The organism is Lysobacter sp. CA196 (assembly GCF_052078695.1).
GTDB lineage: Bacteria > Pseudomonadota > Gammaproteobacteria > Xanthomonadales > Xanthomonadaceae > Lysobacter.
In genome coordinates, this window is record NZ_JBQJIN010000007.1 from 175,021 (window position 1) to 188,524 (window position 13,504).

At 65.6% G+C, this 13,504-nt stretch carries 14 protein-coding genes; 9 read left to right on the forward strand and 5 right to left on the reverse strand.

Going from position 1 to position 13,504, the window contains the following annotated elements; genetic code table 11:
- Positions 1-238 precede the first annotated feature (238 nt).
- The 5 genes from ACTOWK_RS09285 (at position 239) to ACTOWK_RS09305 (ending at position 6,012) form a co-directional block, all read left to right on the forward strand.
- On the forward strand, positions 239-952 hold the full coding sequence (locus ACTOWK_RS09285) for a hypothetical protein (RefSeq protein WP_441329886.1): 714 nt from the start codon (positions 239-241) through the stop codon (positions 950-952).
- Positions 953-974: 22 nt separating this feature from the next.
- Positions 975-2,432, forward strand: a complete 1,458-nt coding sequence (locus tag ACTOWK_RS09290; protein ID WP_441329887.1) for an XVIPCD domain-containing protein — start codon at positions 975-977, stop codon at positions 2,430-2,432.
- Positions 2,433-2,771: 339 nt separating this feature from the next.
- Positions 2,772-3,770, forward strand: coding sequence for a hypothetical protein (locus ACTOWK_RS09295; protein ID WP_441329888.1), 999 nt, complete (start codon positions 2,772-2,774; stop codon positions 3,768-3,770).
- Between the two features lie 175 nt (positions 3,771-3,945).
- On the forward strand, positions 3,946-4,851 hold the full coding sequence (locus ACTOWK_RS09300; RefSeq protein WP_441329889.1) for a LysR family transcriptional regulator: 906 nt from the start codon (positions 3,946-3,948) through the stop codon (positions 4,849-4,851).
- Positions 4,852-5,025: 174 nt separating this feature from the next.
- Entirely contained in the window at positions 5,026-6,012 is a 987-nt protein-coding gene (locus ACTOWK_RS09305) for a cyclase family protein (protein ID WP_441329890.1), read from the forward strand.
- A gap of 6 nt (positions 6,013-6,018) precedes the next feature.
- Here ACTOWK_RS09305 and ACTOWK_RS09310 read toward each other — a convergent pair whose 3' ends face one another.
- From ACTOWK_RS09310 to ACTOWK_RS09320, 3 genes are read right to left on the reverse strand one after another with little or no spacing between them, the layout of a single operon-like run.
- Entirely contained in the window at positions 6,019-6,492 is a 474-nt protein-coding gene (locus ACTOWK_RS09310) for an SRPBCC family protein (RefSeq protein ID WP_441329891.1), read from the reverse strand.
- The gene (locus tag ACTOWK_RS09315; protein ID WP_441329892.1) at positions 6,489-6,848 is read right to left on the reverse strand and encodes an ArsR/SmtB family transcription factor; all 360 of its coding nucleotides are present in this window, start codon (positions 6,846-6,848) and stop codon (positions 6,489-6,491) included. Before ACTOWK_RS09315 ends, ACTOWK_RS09310 begins: the two co-directional genes overlap by 4 nt.
- Entirely contained in the window at positions 6,845-7,534 is a 690-nt protein-coding gene (locus ACTOWK_RS09320) for a glutathione S-transferase family protein (RefSeq protein ID WP_441329893.1), read from the reverse strand. Before ACTOWK_RS09320 ends, ACTOWK_RS09315 begins: the two co-directional genes overlap by 4 nt.
- 270 nt (positions 7,535-7,804) lie before the next feature.
- On the opposite strand from ACTOWK_RS09320, the gene ACTOWK_RS09325 reads away from it, so the two are divergent.
- A complete protein-coding gene (locus tag ACTOWK_RS09325) occupies positions 7,805-8,056 on the forward strand; it encodes a hypothetical protein (protein WP_441329894.1) in 252 nt (83 codons plus the stop codon).
- Positions 8,057-8,383: 327 nt separating this feature from the next.
- On the opposite strand, the gene fabR is transcribed toward ACTOWK_RS09325, so the two are convergent.
- The gene (gene fabR / locus ACTOWK_RS09330; protein ID WP_441329895.1) at positions 8,384-9,052 is read right to left on the reverse strand and encodes an HTH-type transcriptional repressor FabR; all 669 of its coding nucleotides are present in this window, start codon (positions 9,050-9,052) and stop codon (positions 8,384-8,386) included.
- 97 nt (positions 9,053-9,149) lie between these two features.
- Between fabR and ACTOWK_RS09335 the strand changes: the two genes are divergently transcribed.
- Positions 9,150-10,256 (forward strand): ferredoxin reductase, encoded by a 1,107-nt coding sequence (locus ACTOWK_RS09335; protein ID WP_441329896.1) that lies wholly within the window; start codon positions 9,150-9,152, stop codon positions 10,254-10,256.
- A 7-nt stretch (positions 10,257-10,263) separates the two neighbouring features.
- Complete coding sequence (locus ACTOWK_RS09340) at positions 10,264-11,412, forward strand: fatty acid desaturase family protein (RefSeq protein WP_441329897.1); 1,149 nt, start codon at positions 10,264-10,266, stop codon at positions 11,410-11,412.
- Positions 11,413-11,787: 375 nt separating this feature from the next.
- Here ACTOWK_RS09340 and ACTOWK_RS09345 read toward each other — a convergent pair whose 3' ends face one another.
- Positions 11,788-12,492: a glutathione S-transferase family protein gene (locus tag ACTOWK_RS09345; protein WP_441329898.1), complete on the reverse strand. Its 705-nt coding sequence runs from the start codon at positions 12,490-12,492 to the stop codon at positions 11,788-11,790.
- A 120-nt stretch (positions 12,493-12,612) separates the two neighbouring features.
- Between ACTOWK_RS09345 and ACTOWK_RS09350 the strand changes: the two genes are divergently transcribed.
- Positions 12,613-13,503 carry a LysR substrate-binding domain-containing protein gene (locus ACTOWK_RS09350; RefSeq protein ID WP_441329899.1) on the forward strand — a complete coding sequence of 297 codons (891 nt, stop codon included), beginning with the start codon at positions 12,613-12,615 and terminating at the stop codon, positions 13,501-13,503.
- Position 13,504 lies beyond the last annotated feature (1 nt).

Consider the following 13,504-nt stretch of genomic DNA (forward strand, 5'->3'; position numbering starts at 1 on the left):
GCCGATAACGAAACGGCCGCGGTGGAGGTGAAACTCCACGCGGCCGTTTTTTATTTGAAGTGGCCTGTTCTACGCGATTACCGCAACTTTCGTGTGCTCTTGTGCGAGACACGATTTCCGGTGAGCATGGCGATGAAGGTTTGAGTTCGATAGTGTGATGTTTCGGGCTGTCTGCGGATACGAAAGATGCCGGCTGCGCGAGAGTCGGAATCGCCATGGATGCCTTACGGAGAGTTCAATGAACAGTCAAGGCCGATATTCGACATCGCTTCCGCCTTATCTGCGGCGAGGTTCGCGGCGATCTCTGGGGCTGGCTGCATCGTTGCTCTTGATTGCCTGTGACGGGAACGCGGCGAACGAAGCCGGCCATGCTCAGTCAGGACGCGTGGAGAAATCGGCTGGAGTGGGCCGCGTGTCGAATGCGGTTGAACAGGCCAGCAAAGCTCCGGCCTGTCCATCCAAGAGCTTTGAGCCGTTCTTGCAGGCGTTCTCGAACAGCGGCGATCTGCGAGTCGCCTTTACCGCGCAGCCGGTCAAGAGCAAGTACCCGTACTACTGGAAGAACAACACCGAACCAGGAGATCCGCGTTATCCAAAGTGGGTCACGGAAGATGGCCGCGGAGCCGCAACCTCGAAGTATCGGTACGACGAAAAGCAAAAGAAGTTCGTGCGGGACGAGCGAGATCTCAAGCCGGGTCAGGTCTGGACGGGAATAGGGTCGGATGGAAAAGAGGGCTGGTTCCCGGTCGTCGATGGGTTCCAGGTAGAGCAAGTCTCACCGACGCACTACGACGTTAAGTACAACGGCAATGCAGTCGACACTTACGAGCTTCGATCCGACTGTTGGTACTACGTCCAACATTGGGCTCTGGAGCCGATCGTCGATTGCAAGTGGCCCGATGAATGCAGACGGCGTCGCGAGTATGAAGCCGAGCCGAATCCGATGAGATAGGTGATGGCCGGAGGAGTTGGTTATGGATAACTACACTGCATACCGTGTCATTCAACTGGGACCGCCGCGCGGCGCCAGTCAATCGCAGAGAAATGAGCCGGTTTCTGATTTCGACGGCCTGGTGACTCATCATCCGGGCGATAATCGCAATGCGAGGATGCAGGACGGATTGGTGATTAACGGCCAGCCGCGTCGTGCTCATGCTTTGATCGATGGGGAAATTCAGGAGATAGAAATTGCCAGGAACGGCAATACCTACTTCGGTCTCAAACCTGATCAGGTGCTGCTGAAGAAGGATTTCATGCTGGAGCACCCAGGCCTTCAGCAAGGCTCCGCCGCGGCACGCGAAGTGATGGTTCCGTCGCCTGTCGCCGGATACATCGGCAGGGTCAGTGCGGCGGAAGGCTTGGTCGATATCTACGACAGAAAAGGCGGAGATGTCATTGCTCGTATTCGTCACATGAGCGATATCAATGTCCAGGAAGAGCAGATAGTTCCGTATGGGTATTCCCTCGGGGTGCAGAGCAATAGACAGACGGATAAGGTCCATCTCCATGTCGAAATGGACACACGCTACTACCGCCAGTTCGAGAGTTACGTAGCCGATTTGGTCGACGGCCGCTTGCCCATCGAGCCCGAGGGGCGGGTGGACGTACAGCCCTGTCCCATCACCGACGATGGCACGCTCCGCCTCGGCGAATCCAGCGTCCGCATCCGCGACTTGCAACGGCACCTCAACGATCAAGGCTATATCGGCGCCGACGACGGGCCTCTGGTGGCCGACGGTGTGTACCGGTTGACGATGCAGCGCGCGGTGCTGGATTTCCAGCGCGATCAATGTCTGCCGCAGACCGGCGACATCGATCCGGCATTGCTGAAGCTGGTGCCGGCCTTGGCGCCGCCGCCGATGGACGAGGCGATCGACGGCTTGAGGGGGCGTGGGCCGTTCGACGGCGAGCCGTCGCCATCCTCGCCCGGTCCGGCGAGCGGGGCGTGTTCGCCGCCAACAGGCACGCAGATCGATGAAGCCGGGCAACGTCGACGGTCGTTGGAGCCCTTCTTTTCCAGCGCGCCCGAAGTGGGCTCGCCGAGCCCGGTGGACCTGCCTTTGGTGCAGACGATCCGCGACGGGCTCCCCGCGGCATTCGCCCAGCATGGCCCAGTGCCGCCGGCGCAAGACCTCGACCGCATCGCAGCCTGCCTTGCGGTCGAGTGCCGGCAGAGCGGGATCGGCAAGCCGGATCACGTCGTCGTCGGGCATCCCGCGCCGGATGGCTCGGGCCGGCACGTGTTCGCGGTCGCGGGCGCGCTGAACGACCCGGCGCATCTGCGGGCGCAGGTCGTCGGACAGCAGGCGGCGATGACGCCGGTACAGGACTCGCTCTCGAAGCTCGATGCCTTGCAGGCCCAGCGCGGCGAAGATCCGAGCCTGGCGCAGCAGCAGGCCGAGCCTCAGCGTTCGCCGTCGATGAAGGTGTAGTAGCTGCCTCGATCCGTTTCGCGTCGCCGTCGATGAACGAGCGCGACCTGCATCGCGCTTCAGATTCGTCGTAGCGCACGTTGTCCCGGAAGCGTTCCCGCCGGCGCCCGAATCGTTCCCACATTCTTCCTCGAAACGCCGTCGCCGACTGCCTAGCGTGGTTCGGCCGGCGCGGTCGCGCCGATTCGGTGGTCTCGGGTTCGAACGGGCGTGCATCGCGCGCCGGTGTCGGCGCAAGCCGGCCGTCGGGCCGCCGATTCGGGCGTGTCGTCCCTTTGCGTTCGATCGGGCGCCGTCGCCGGCTTGGCTCGCCATGCTCCATCAACTCAAAGGAATGTCATGAACAAGAAAGTGCTGGTCACCGCGCTGTGCGCCCTGGTCGTGGGGCTGCCGCTGTCGTCCTGGGCGGAAGAGTCCGAGCAGGAAAGCCCCAAGGAAGAGTGGGAGCTGGCCGCGGCCACCGATCCGACGCCGCCGCAGGTGAAGAAGTTCGCCTCGCTCCTCGAAGACCTGGATCGGCGCTATCCCGACAGCGGCCAGGTCGATGTCGAGAAATTCATGGAGGCCGAAGGCGAAGGCGTGGCATTGAGCTATTGCGCGGTGCTCGGCTTCGACGGTGCCTGCGTGATCGAAGAGAAAGAGGGCGAAGAATTCTTCGTGCCCTACGTCCCGGCCAAAGCCGCCGCCAAGGGCCTGCTGCGCTGGTGGGGCTGGCTGGAGCCGCGTTTGTTCAGCGTCGGCGTGATCCCGCAGAGCAACTACTGCCCGAACGGCTATTCCTGGTCGCAGATCCACATGGACGACGAAGACCGCCGTAACGCCAATGGCCGCGGCGGTTGGATCGGCGCGACCTCCTCGGGCGGCAACACCACCTGGCGCTTCTGCAAGGTCGACACCGTGCGCGCATTGTCGTTCCGGCCCTTGCCGAGCACGGGCAACCAGCACGACTACGCCGTGCTCAACATGGGCGTGTTCTGCCCCTCGGGCGCGCGCCGCTACACCCGCGTGCAGGAGAACGAGATCTGGCGCAACGCCAACAGTTCCTCGGGCGTGATCTTCCCGAATTTCCGCGTCTACAACACCTGGTTCACCAGCTATTGCCACTTCGATGGCGGTGCCTCGTCCTGGCTCGGCCACATGTCGAGCTTCCCGAAACTCGGCTTCGCCTATGGCGTGTTCGGCCCGCAATCGATGCCGAGCAAGTACGCGCTGGCGCGCGGCTGGGTCCACCAGGACGACGAGGACATCCTCAACTGGAACGGCTGGTGGTTCGGCGGCGGCGACGACGTCATGAACGGCGGCCGCAACACCTGGCGCGGTCTGGTCAAGGTCGAGTGAGTTCCGGCCGCATCGCGGCCGTCGCCGGTTTCCCTGTAGACCGGCGGCGGTTGCGGTGCGGTTTTGCTGGTCGAACCGAAGAACTCGATCTGCAGGTTCGATCGTTGCAGGGATGCGGGTTGTTTATGCGCGAACCCGGCGGACAATGGCGGCTCTTCCGTTCTCAGCGCCGCCCATGGATGCCTTCACCCTCATGCGTTCATTCCGCCGCATCGTCGAACTCGGCGGTCTGGCCAAGGCGGCGGAGGATCTCGGCGTTTCGCCGGCCGGGCTGAGCAAGCAATTGCGCTCGCTGGAGGCGCATCTGGGCGCGGTGTTGATCCAGCGCACCACCCGGCGCATGAGCCTGACCGAGACCGGCCAGGCTTACTTTCGCGAATGCGTGCGCCTGCTCGACGAACTCGATGCGCTGGAGGCCTCGGTGCGCCAGCAGTCGCAGCAGGTCGGCGGGCGTTTGCGGGTCAACGCGCCGATGTCGTTCGCCTTGAGCACCTTGTCGCCCTTGCTGGCGGAGTTCCTGCAGCGCTATCCGGCGTTGGGCCTGGACCTGACTCTGGAGGACCGGTTGCTGGATGCGGTCGGCGAAGGCTTCGACGTGTCGATCCGCTTGCGTGCGCGGTTGGAAGACTCGTCCTTGATCGCGCGTCAGCTCGCCTCGGTGTGCCAGATACTGTGCGCGGCGCCGTCCTATCTTGCCCAGCATCCGCCGTTGTCGTCGCCCGACGACCTGCAGCGGCATTCGCTGCTGCACTACAGCCTGGCCGAGCCGCCCGGGCTGTGGCCCTTGCACGGGCCGCAGGGGCCGGTGTCGGTACAAGGGCCTGCGCGGGCCACGGTCGGCAACAGCCTGGTATTGCGCGACCTGCTGGTCGCAGGCCTCGGCATCGGTGCCTTGCCGTCGTTCCTGGCGGCGCCGGCGTTGGCGAGCGGCGCCTTGGTCGAGGTCTTGTCGGAGTACCGGTTCGCGCCGCGTCAGGTGTTCGCTGTGTACCCGACCTCGCGTCATCTGCAACCGAAGGTGCGGGCCTTCGTCGACTTTCTCGCCGAACGCCTGCCGGCTGCGCTCGCCGCGCATTCCTGACCCGCAGCGAAAACTGTCGCAACGCCGCAGCGCTGTTTCCGCCGCGGCGGCCTGCGCATCCTGGGGCCTGCTTTGAACCGAATCGCATCGAAGCCTGCCGCGCTCGCCGAGCGCGGGCCTTCGGCGCATCCCTTCATGCGTCGGCCATGCTGCCGGCGCGCCTCAGGAGTCGAAATGAAACTGCATAGCTTGTTGCCGCGTCTGGGCCTGTTGGCCCTCGGCGCGATCGCCTCGCTGTCCACCCACGCCGCCGAAGGCGTCGGCGCCAGCCCGTGGGGGCCGGCCGACGAGATCGGCCGGCTCAACCTGATTACCCCGGAGTCGCGAGCGGCGATCCTGTCGCGTGTCGACGGCGGCAAGGCCTATGACCTGGCCACCGACTACTACATCGGCATGCCGAGCTGGCAGGCCGCGGGCGACCCGCACTACCAGTTCTGGATGACCCACACCCCGCGCGGCACGGTGGTCGACGACCCGATGGCCGTGGGCCGCGAGATGAACCACAAGGTCAGCTACACCGGCGCGGCGTTCTCGATGTACAGCCACAGCGGCACCCACATCGACGCGCTCAACCACTTCGGCCTGGACGGCAAGGTCTGGAACGGCTTCCGCGCCGACGAGCACCTCGGCGACCGCGGCTGGACCAAGACCGGCATCGAAAAATTCCCGCCCCTGATCGCGCGCGGCGTGCTGCTCGACGTGGCCGCGGCGCAGGGGCTGCCGATGCTGCCGGATAACTACCGCATCACCCGCCAGGACCTGCAGAACACGCTGGCCAGGCAGAAGGTCCGCTTGCAGCGCGGCGACATCGTGTTGATCCGCACCGGGCGCATGCAGCGCTTCGGCGACGCGAGCGGCTACATGGCCAACCCGCCCGGACTGGGCCTGGATGCGGCCAGGTTCCTGGTCGAGGACGGCGGGGCGATGATCGTCGGCGCCGACAACCTCAGCCTGGAGACCTTTCCCTCGGAGGTCGCCGGCGACTACATCCCGGTGCATACCTATATGTTGGCCCAGCACGGCGTGCCGATCATGGAACTGGTCGCGCTGGAGGAGCTGTCGCGCGATAAGGTCTACGAATTCGCCTTCATCGGCGGGCCGCTGAAGATCCGCGGCGGCGATGCCGCGCCGTTGCGGCCGATTGCTTTGCCGGTGCGCTGAGGGCGCTCAGTGGGCGGCGGCCGGCTCGTGCAGCAACAGCGCGAGCCGGTCGAGGCCGAGTTCGGTGCCGCGGATGCGGCCCTCGCGGTCCTGGTAGCCGTCGAGGAACACGACTTGTTCGGTGAAGCGCATGCGCGTGCCGACGCCGCCGGCCTCGAACTCGACCGTCGCCAGCGAGATCGACAGGTGGCGTTCGTCGACGTACATGTCGTAGGCATAGACGATGCGCTGGTCGGGCACGACATCGAAGAACCTCGCCTGGAACAGGTGCACGGTGCCGGCTGGCGTGACGACGCGGTTGCGTTCGTTGCCGCCCGGGCGGAAGTCGAGTTCGTAGCCGGTGTTGACCATGTCGTCGTTGCAGACGAACCAGCGGCGTTTGGCCTCCGGAGTCGACCAGGCGCGGAACGTGCGCGCCGGCGACGCCGGGAATTCGCGTTCGATGACGAACTGGGTGTGGGCGGTCGAGCGTGGGTTCATCGAAAATCTCCTGAGCCGGATTCGTCTTCGAGCAAATAGCGGGCGAGGGCGTCGAACTGGCGATTCAACTGCGCCTTGCGTGCGGCGACCCAGGCCTCGACATCGGCCAGGGCGTCGGGTGCGATGCGGTAGGTGCGCACGCGCCCGACTTTTTCCGACATCACGATGCCGCCGGATTCGAGCACCGCCAAGTGCTTGACCACCGACGGCAGCGCCATCGCCAGCGGGCGCGCGAGTTCCGACACCGAGGCCGGGCCTTCGCTGAGGCGATCGACCATGCCGCGCCGGCTGGCGTCGGCGAGCGCATGGAACATGCGGTCGAGTCGCGCCGGGTCGACGGCAGGCTTGGGATTCATGGGGTGCCGCCTTGCAGGAAGCGTGCAGGCATCGCATCCACGAACGGAAACATATGGAAGTAGGGGCGGGCCTCGGCGATGCTGCGCTGGACCGAAGGACGCGCCATCAGGCGTTCGAAGTAAGCGGCGAGGTGCGCATGACCGGGCGGAAACGGCGCGACGATGCCGGCATAGAACAAAGCCGGCGCCGCGGCGCAATCGGCCAGGCTGAAGTCTTCGCCGCAGGCCCAGCGGCGTTCGCGCAGGCGTTGTTCGAGCATGTCGTAGGCGGTCGCGAGTGTGGCCCGGGCTTCGGCGACGCCGGAAGGGTCGCGCGACGCTGGCGGACGGATGCGGTCGATGACGATTTTCTGCACCGGCACCTGCACATACAGATCGAAGAAACGGTCCCACAGGCGCGCATCGAGAGCTTCGTCCTGGCCGGGCGGCAGCAGCGGCCGCGCGCCGGGGTAGTGCTGTTCGAGGTATTCGATGATGACCGTGGTTTCGGGCACGGTGCGGTCGCGCGCGTGGTCGCGCAGCACCGGCATCTTGCCGAGCGGCCACACATCGCAGAACTCGGCCCTGGCGTCGGGGTTGCCGAGGTCGACCAGATGGGTCTCGAAGGCGGTGCCGTTTTCGTACAAGGCGATCAGCACCTTGTGGCAGAACGAGGCGAGGGGGTGCTGGTACAGGGTCAGGGACATGGCGGTTTCCTGGGTGCCGCTTGGGCTTGAGCGCGGTTGGTTGTGGCGGCCGGCTTGGTGTTTGCCCTCTCCGGCAAGCGGGAGAGGGAGCTGAAGCGGGGCTGGTGAGATAAAGTTTCTCTATTGGCTAAGTACTAGCGGGAATGCTCGGCCTTGGCAAGAACAGTTTCCCGGCCAGCTTAGTGTTGGGCCACTTTGACTTCACGAAGACACCTTGGGAGCGGCCGACAATTGCCGGTCAGCTAACGGAAGGACCCACCGGTGGATCTCATGGCCGACGGCATCTCCAGACCCCCGAAGGTCCGCGTGATCGCAATGGGTCGTACCGCGACGCTCTGCGCAGCGGCACTCGTTGTTGCCGGCTGCGGCCTGTGCGATTCACGCGTGGAGTGGGAGTCCGGTTCGTATGCGGTCGTGTGGATCGACGAGCCATCGAACAGCAAGCTGTCGTATCGCATTCACTCCGACACGTCGGTTCCGGTCGTCGACGCCTGTGTATCGGCGATCGCCGACAATACGTAATTCATCGGAGCGAGACAGCGGCCAAGTGCGCAACATGCGGACGAGCGCTATTTCGTCGTGCGCAAACAGGAGTTCGCGAGCGGCGTCCATCCGACGCCGAGTGTGACCGGGCCGTTGTCGGTTGCCCAATACGAAGCGCTTGCGGCCAGACTGAAGTTGCCCGCGTTCGAGTCGGTAGGCATCCCGGGTGTGTGCGATCCGAAGAATGCGGTTGCTCAGCGATAGAGCCGTCGTCAACTTCGCGGATGTATTCGCAACCTGCCGGGGCCTGGCTGCCGACAGGGTTCACTTAGCGATGCGCCGGATCGAAACCGTTGCGCCGAGCGCTTAATTTCCGGCGTTTGCGGCTTTGCCCGCGGCCGCCATCGCCCGCGACCCCGCCAGGATGATCCGCACCATCGTGCTCATCTGTTCGATGAGTTCGTGGTCCTTCTCGCGCGGCATGTCCATCGCGGTGGCGCCCATGGCGAATACCAGGCGGGTGATCGAACGCGCGACCAGGGCCGGTTCGTGCAGGGTGATCTTGTCGATCGCGGCCAGGCGGATCAGGTCGACGCGCAGCTCCTCCTCGAAGAACGACAGCTCGCGGTCGACCGCGCGCTTGAAGGCGTCCGAGCCGACCGTGCCCTCGCGCAACAACACGTGCAGCAATTTGTCGTCGGCGCGTAACTGTTCCATGAAAGCCTCGATGGAACTGCGCACGATGCTGCGCCGGGTCGCGGCGCGGTGGCGCGCCTCGCCGACGATCTTGCGCAGCGACTGGCCGGCCAGGTCGATCAGGGCCACGGCGAGTTCGTCGGTGTCGCGGAACTGGCGGTAGAAGCTGTTCGGCGCGATGCCGGCCTCGCGGGCGACCTCGCGCAGGCTCAGGCTGGACACGCTGCGGTGCGGCCCGATGAGTTTGAGCGCGGCGGCGATCAGGTCCTCGCGCGAGATCGTCGCCTTGCGGCCCGGGTGCGAATCGACATCTATGTCTGAATGGAGGCGTTGGCTCACGGGGCTGGCACCAGGACGATGGCGAACATGATACTCCCGGCACGGAATTAATATACGGGTGTGCACACAGCTGTGCTCATATGTGTATAGTGCCGCCATGAACGCTGCTCTTCGTCCCTCCCGCGCCCGCCCGCACAGCCGCCTCAAGCGGCTGATCGCACCGCTGGTTGCGCCGCAAGTCTTTGATTTCTGGGCCTCGCGCTTCCATCCGACCTGGACTTGGGAGCGCCCGCTGGCGCGCATCGTCGCCCGCGAGCCGGCTTCGGCCGACGCGGTGACCCTGCTGCTGGCGCCGAACCGGCACTGGGCCGGCTGCCGTCCCGGGCAACATTTGATGATCGGCGCGCGTGTCGACGGCACCCTGGTCTCGCGCAGCTACAGCGCGGCGCAGGCGCATCGCGCCGATGGCCGCATCGCGATCACGGTCAAGGCGATCGAAGGCGGCAAGCTCAGCCGCCACCTGTACGACCACGCGCAGGTCGGCGACGTCCTCGAAATCGGCGCCGCGTTCGGCGAGATGACCCTGCCCGAGCGGGCCGACGGCGCGTGGTTGTTCCTGGCCGCCGGCAGCGGCATCACCCCGTTGATGTCGATGGTGCGCGAGCTGGCGGCGAAGGGCATGCCAGCCGAACTGAGCTTGCTGTATTGGGCGCGTCGTCGCGAAGAGCTGTGTTTCGTCGATGAGCTGCGCGCGATCGCCACGGCGCATCCCGGCTTCCGCGTGCGCTTCGTGCTGACGCGGCAAGCGGCCGAGCATGCCGACGAAGCGGCCGGCCGCATCGATGCGGCGCAACTGTCCGAACTCGTTCCCGACCTGGCTTCGCGCCAGGTCTATGTCTGCGGCCCCGGCGGTTTCGTCGATGTCGCGCGTGCGCAGACGCAGGCCCAGGCGCGTTCGTTCGCGGCCGAAGCCTTCACTCCGCCGCCGCGCACGCTCGACGAAAGCGGCACCGTCGAAGTCACCCTGGCGCGCAGCGGCCGCACCCTGCAACTGCCGCGCGGGCAATCGCTGTTGACCGCGCTGGAAGCCGAAGGCCTCAAGCTCGCGTCCGGCTGCCGCATGGGCCTGTGCAACACCTGCTCCTGCGGCAAGAGTTCCGGCAGCACCCGCCATTTGCATACCGGCGACGTCCAGGACGAGCCGGTTTCCGCGTTGCGCCTGTGCGTGAACAGCGCCGGCAGCGATCTCGTCCTCGATCTGTGATCCGTCCATGACCCGTACCTTCCGCAATCGCGTGCTGACCCCGCAGGAACTCGACCGCTTCGGCGAAGAGCTCGACGCGCTGCGCGCACGCACCGTCGCCCAGATCGGCGGCATCGACGCCGCCTACATCCGTCGCGTCGTCGCCGCGGTGCGCTACACCGGTCTGCTCGGCCGCTTGTTGCTGTATGTCGGTGCGCTGGGCCTGGCGCTCGGCGGCGCATTCGTGCCGTGGATGATGGTGCCGGCGTGGATTCTCGGCACCTTGCTGCTGGGCCTGTCGAAGATCCTCGAGAACATGGAAGTCGGCCACAACGTCATGCACGGCCAGTACGACTGGATGCGCGACCCGCATCTGGACGGCAAGACCTACGAGTGGGACATCGTCGCCACCGGCGACAACTGGCGCAGGACCCACAACTACCAGCACCACACCTGGACCAACGTGCGCGGCATGGACGACGACATCGGCTACGGCCTGCTGCGTCTGTTCCCCGAGCAACGCTGGCGGCCGTTCTATCTCGTGCAGCCGTTCATCGCCGTGGTGTTCGCGTTGCTGTTCGAGTGGGGCGTGGCGATACAGGATCTGCGCCTGGGCCGTTGGCTGACCGGCAAGACCAAGCACAAGGCGATGTGGCGCAAGTTCGTGCCGGTCGGCCGCAAGATGGGCAAGCAGATGCTCAAGGACTACCTGTTGTTTCCGCTGTTGGCCGGCCCGTTCTTCCTGCCGGTGTTGCTCGGCAACGTGGTCGCCAACGTGATGCGCAACCTGTGGACGTATACGGTGATCTTCTGCGGCCACTTCACCCACGACGCGGAAGTGTTTCCGAAGGAATCGGTGCGCAACGAGTCGCGCGGGCATTGGTATCTGCGTCAGCTGCGCGGTTCCTCGAACCTCAGCGGCGGCAAGTGGATGGACCTGATGACCGGCAACCTGAGCCATCAGATCGAGCACCATTTCTATCCCGATATCCCGGCCTGGCGCTATGCCGCCATCGCGGTGGACGTGCGCGATATCTGCGGCCGTTACGGCCAGCATTACGACACCGGCTCCTTGCCGCGCCAATTCGGCGAAGTGGCCTGGCGCATCGTGCGTCACGCCTGGCCGAGCCGCCCGCGCGGCCGCCGGCCGCTGGTGCGGGCTGAAGCGCAGGCTTGACGCTGCGAGTTTCGAGCGTCGCGTGTTGGTTGCGGCGGTAGGAACAGCAACAGCAACAGCAAATCCCCCGCGCCCGCTTCGCGGTCGCCGCCCCCTTTTCCAAAGGGGGCAATAGCATGGGCGCGGTGAGTGGGCGATGCGCTTATTCTCCGGCCTGGCCAGCGTGCAGTTCACGGCCAGCCATTACCAAAGTCGATTCCCACGACCATGCGACCCACCGAGGTCGGTTCCCCACGACCATGCGACCCATCGAGGTCGGTTCCCCACGACCATGCGACCCACCGAGGTCGATTCCCCCCTTTGAAAAAGGGGGGAAGGGGGGATTTGCTCTGCATTCCGAAACAGCGGCGACGACGTTGCCGCCAATCGATCCCATCAAGCCGCGCGCTTCGACTCGCCCGCTGCTTCCAGGCCGATCTCGCCCTGGAAGCCGCCGCTGCTCGTCGCCGGGCGCTGATCTTCGATGGCATGGGCGAAGATCACCGCCGGGTCGGCTTCGAGCTTGTCGTACAGGCGCTGCAGGTTCGGGTAGTCGCGGCGGTCGACGACGGCGTGGTACTTGGTCCAGCGCGCGATACCGATGAAGTAGGCATCGGCCAGGGTGCGCTGTTCGCCGAGCAGCCACGGCTTGTCGCCGAGCATCCGTTCCAGCTCCGCATGCGCACGCTCGACCTTCCCCCGGCCGTATTCGGTCAGCGCGGCCTTGGTCGCCGCATCCACTTCGTGTTCGATCACATGCCACAGCGAGCTGAAGGCATTGAAGAAAGTGGTGTTGAGGAAGGCCAGCATGCGGTTGAGGTCGTCGAACTCGCGGCTGCCCTGCTCGGAGGCGATGCCGCTGGCGACGGCGCGGGCGCCGATGTGGTTGAGGATCGCCATGCTCTCGACCACCACGTCGCCGTTCGCGGTCGTCAACGACGGCGTCTCGCCGACCGGGTTGATCGCGCGGTAGGCGTCGGTGTGGATCATCTCGGGCATTTCGACCCGTACCAGGCGATACGGCAGGCCGGACCATTCGAGGGCGACGATGGAGCCGAACGAACAACCGGACGGGACGCCGTAGTAAAGAATCGGGGACATGAGTTTCTCCAGTGAGGGGTGGGCCCGTCTTGCGGGGTGAGTTCACTGTATTGGTGTGGACTTTGGCTGTGTAGTCGGCCGAAAGTGGACGCAAAGTCTCCCTATGTGTACTTTGCGGTCATGCTTAATCTCAACGACCTGGTCCTGTTCGCCGCCGCGGTCGAACACGGCGGTTTCGCCGCAGCCTCGCGCCGGCTCGGTGTGCCCAAGTCGACGGTCAGCAAGCGCGTCGCCGCGCTCGAAGACGAACTCGGCGTGCGCCTGATCCATCGCACCTCGCGCAGCTTCACCCTCACCGACGCCGGCCGCGCCTTCCACGAGCATGCGCATGCCGCCTTGATCGAGACCGAAGCGGCCGAAGCGGTGGTGCGCAGCCGTGTCGCCGAACCGAGCGGCAAGGTGCGCATCACCGCCGGCGTGCCGACCGCGCAGGACTACCTCGCGCCGCATCTGCCGGCGCTCGCGCGCGCCTATTCGCGCCTGCACGTGCAGCTCGACGTCACCGACCGTTTCGTCGACCTAGTGCAGGAGGGCTACGACATCGCCGTGCGCAGCCACTTCGCGCCCTTGCCGGACTCGGGTCTGATCCAACGCCAGGCCCTGGTCGAATCGATCGTGTTGGTCGCCGCGCCGTCTTATCTCGGCGAGCGTGGCTGGCCTGCGACGCCGCAGGCGTTGGCCGTCCACGATGGGTTGCTGACCGGGCAGTCGTCGGCGACGACGTGGACCTTGTCCGATGGTGCCGGCGCCCGCGTCGAGGTCGCGCCGATCGCGCGCATGACCGTGAACGAGAGCCGGGTGTTGTCGACCGCGGCGGTGGCCGGGCTCGGCATCGCCTGTCTGCCGGAACGCATGTGCCGCGACGAACTCGACAGTGGCCGGCTGGTGCGGGTGTTGCCGGAATGGATCGCCGGCCGCGTCACCACGAGCCTGGTGATGCCGCATCGGCGCGGTCAACTGCCCGGGGTGCGGGCAACGGTCGAGTTCCTGATCGATTGCCTGAAGGCCTGAT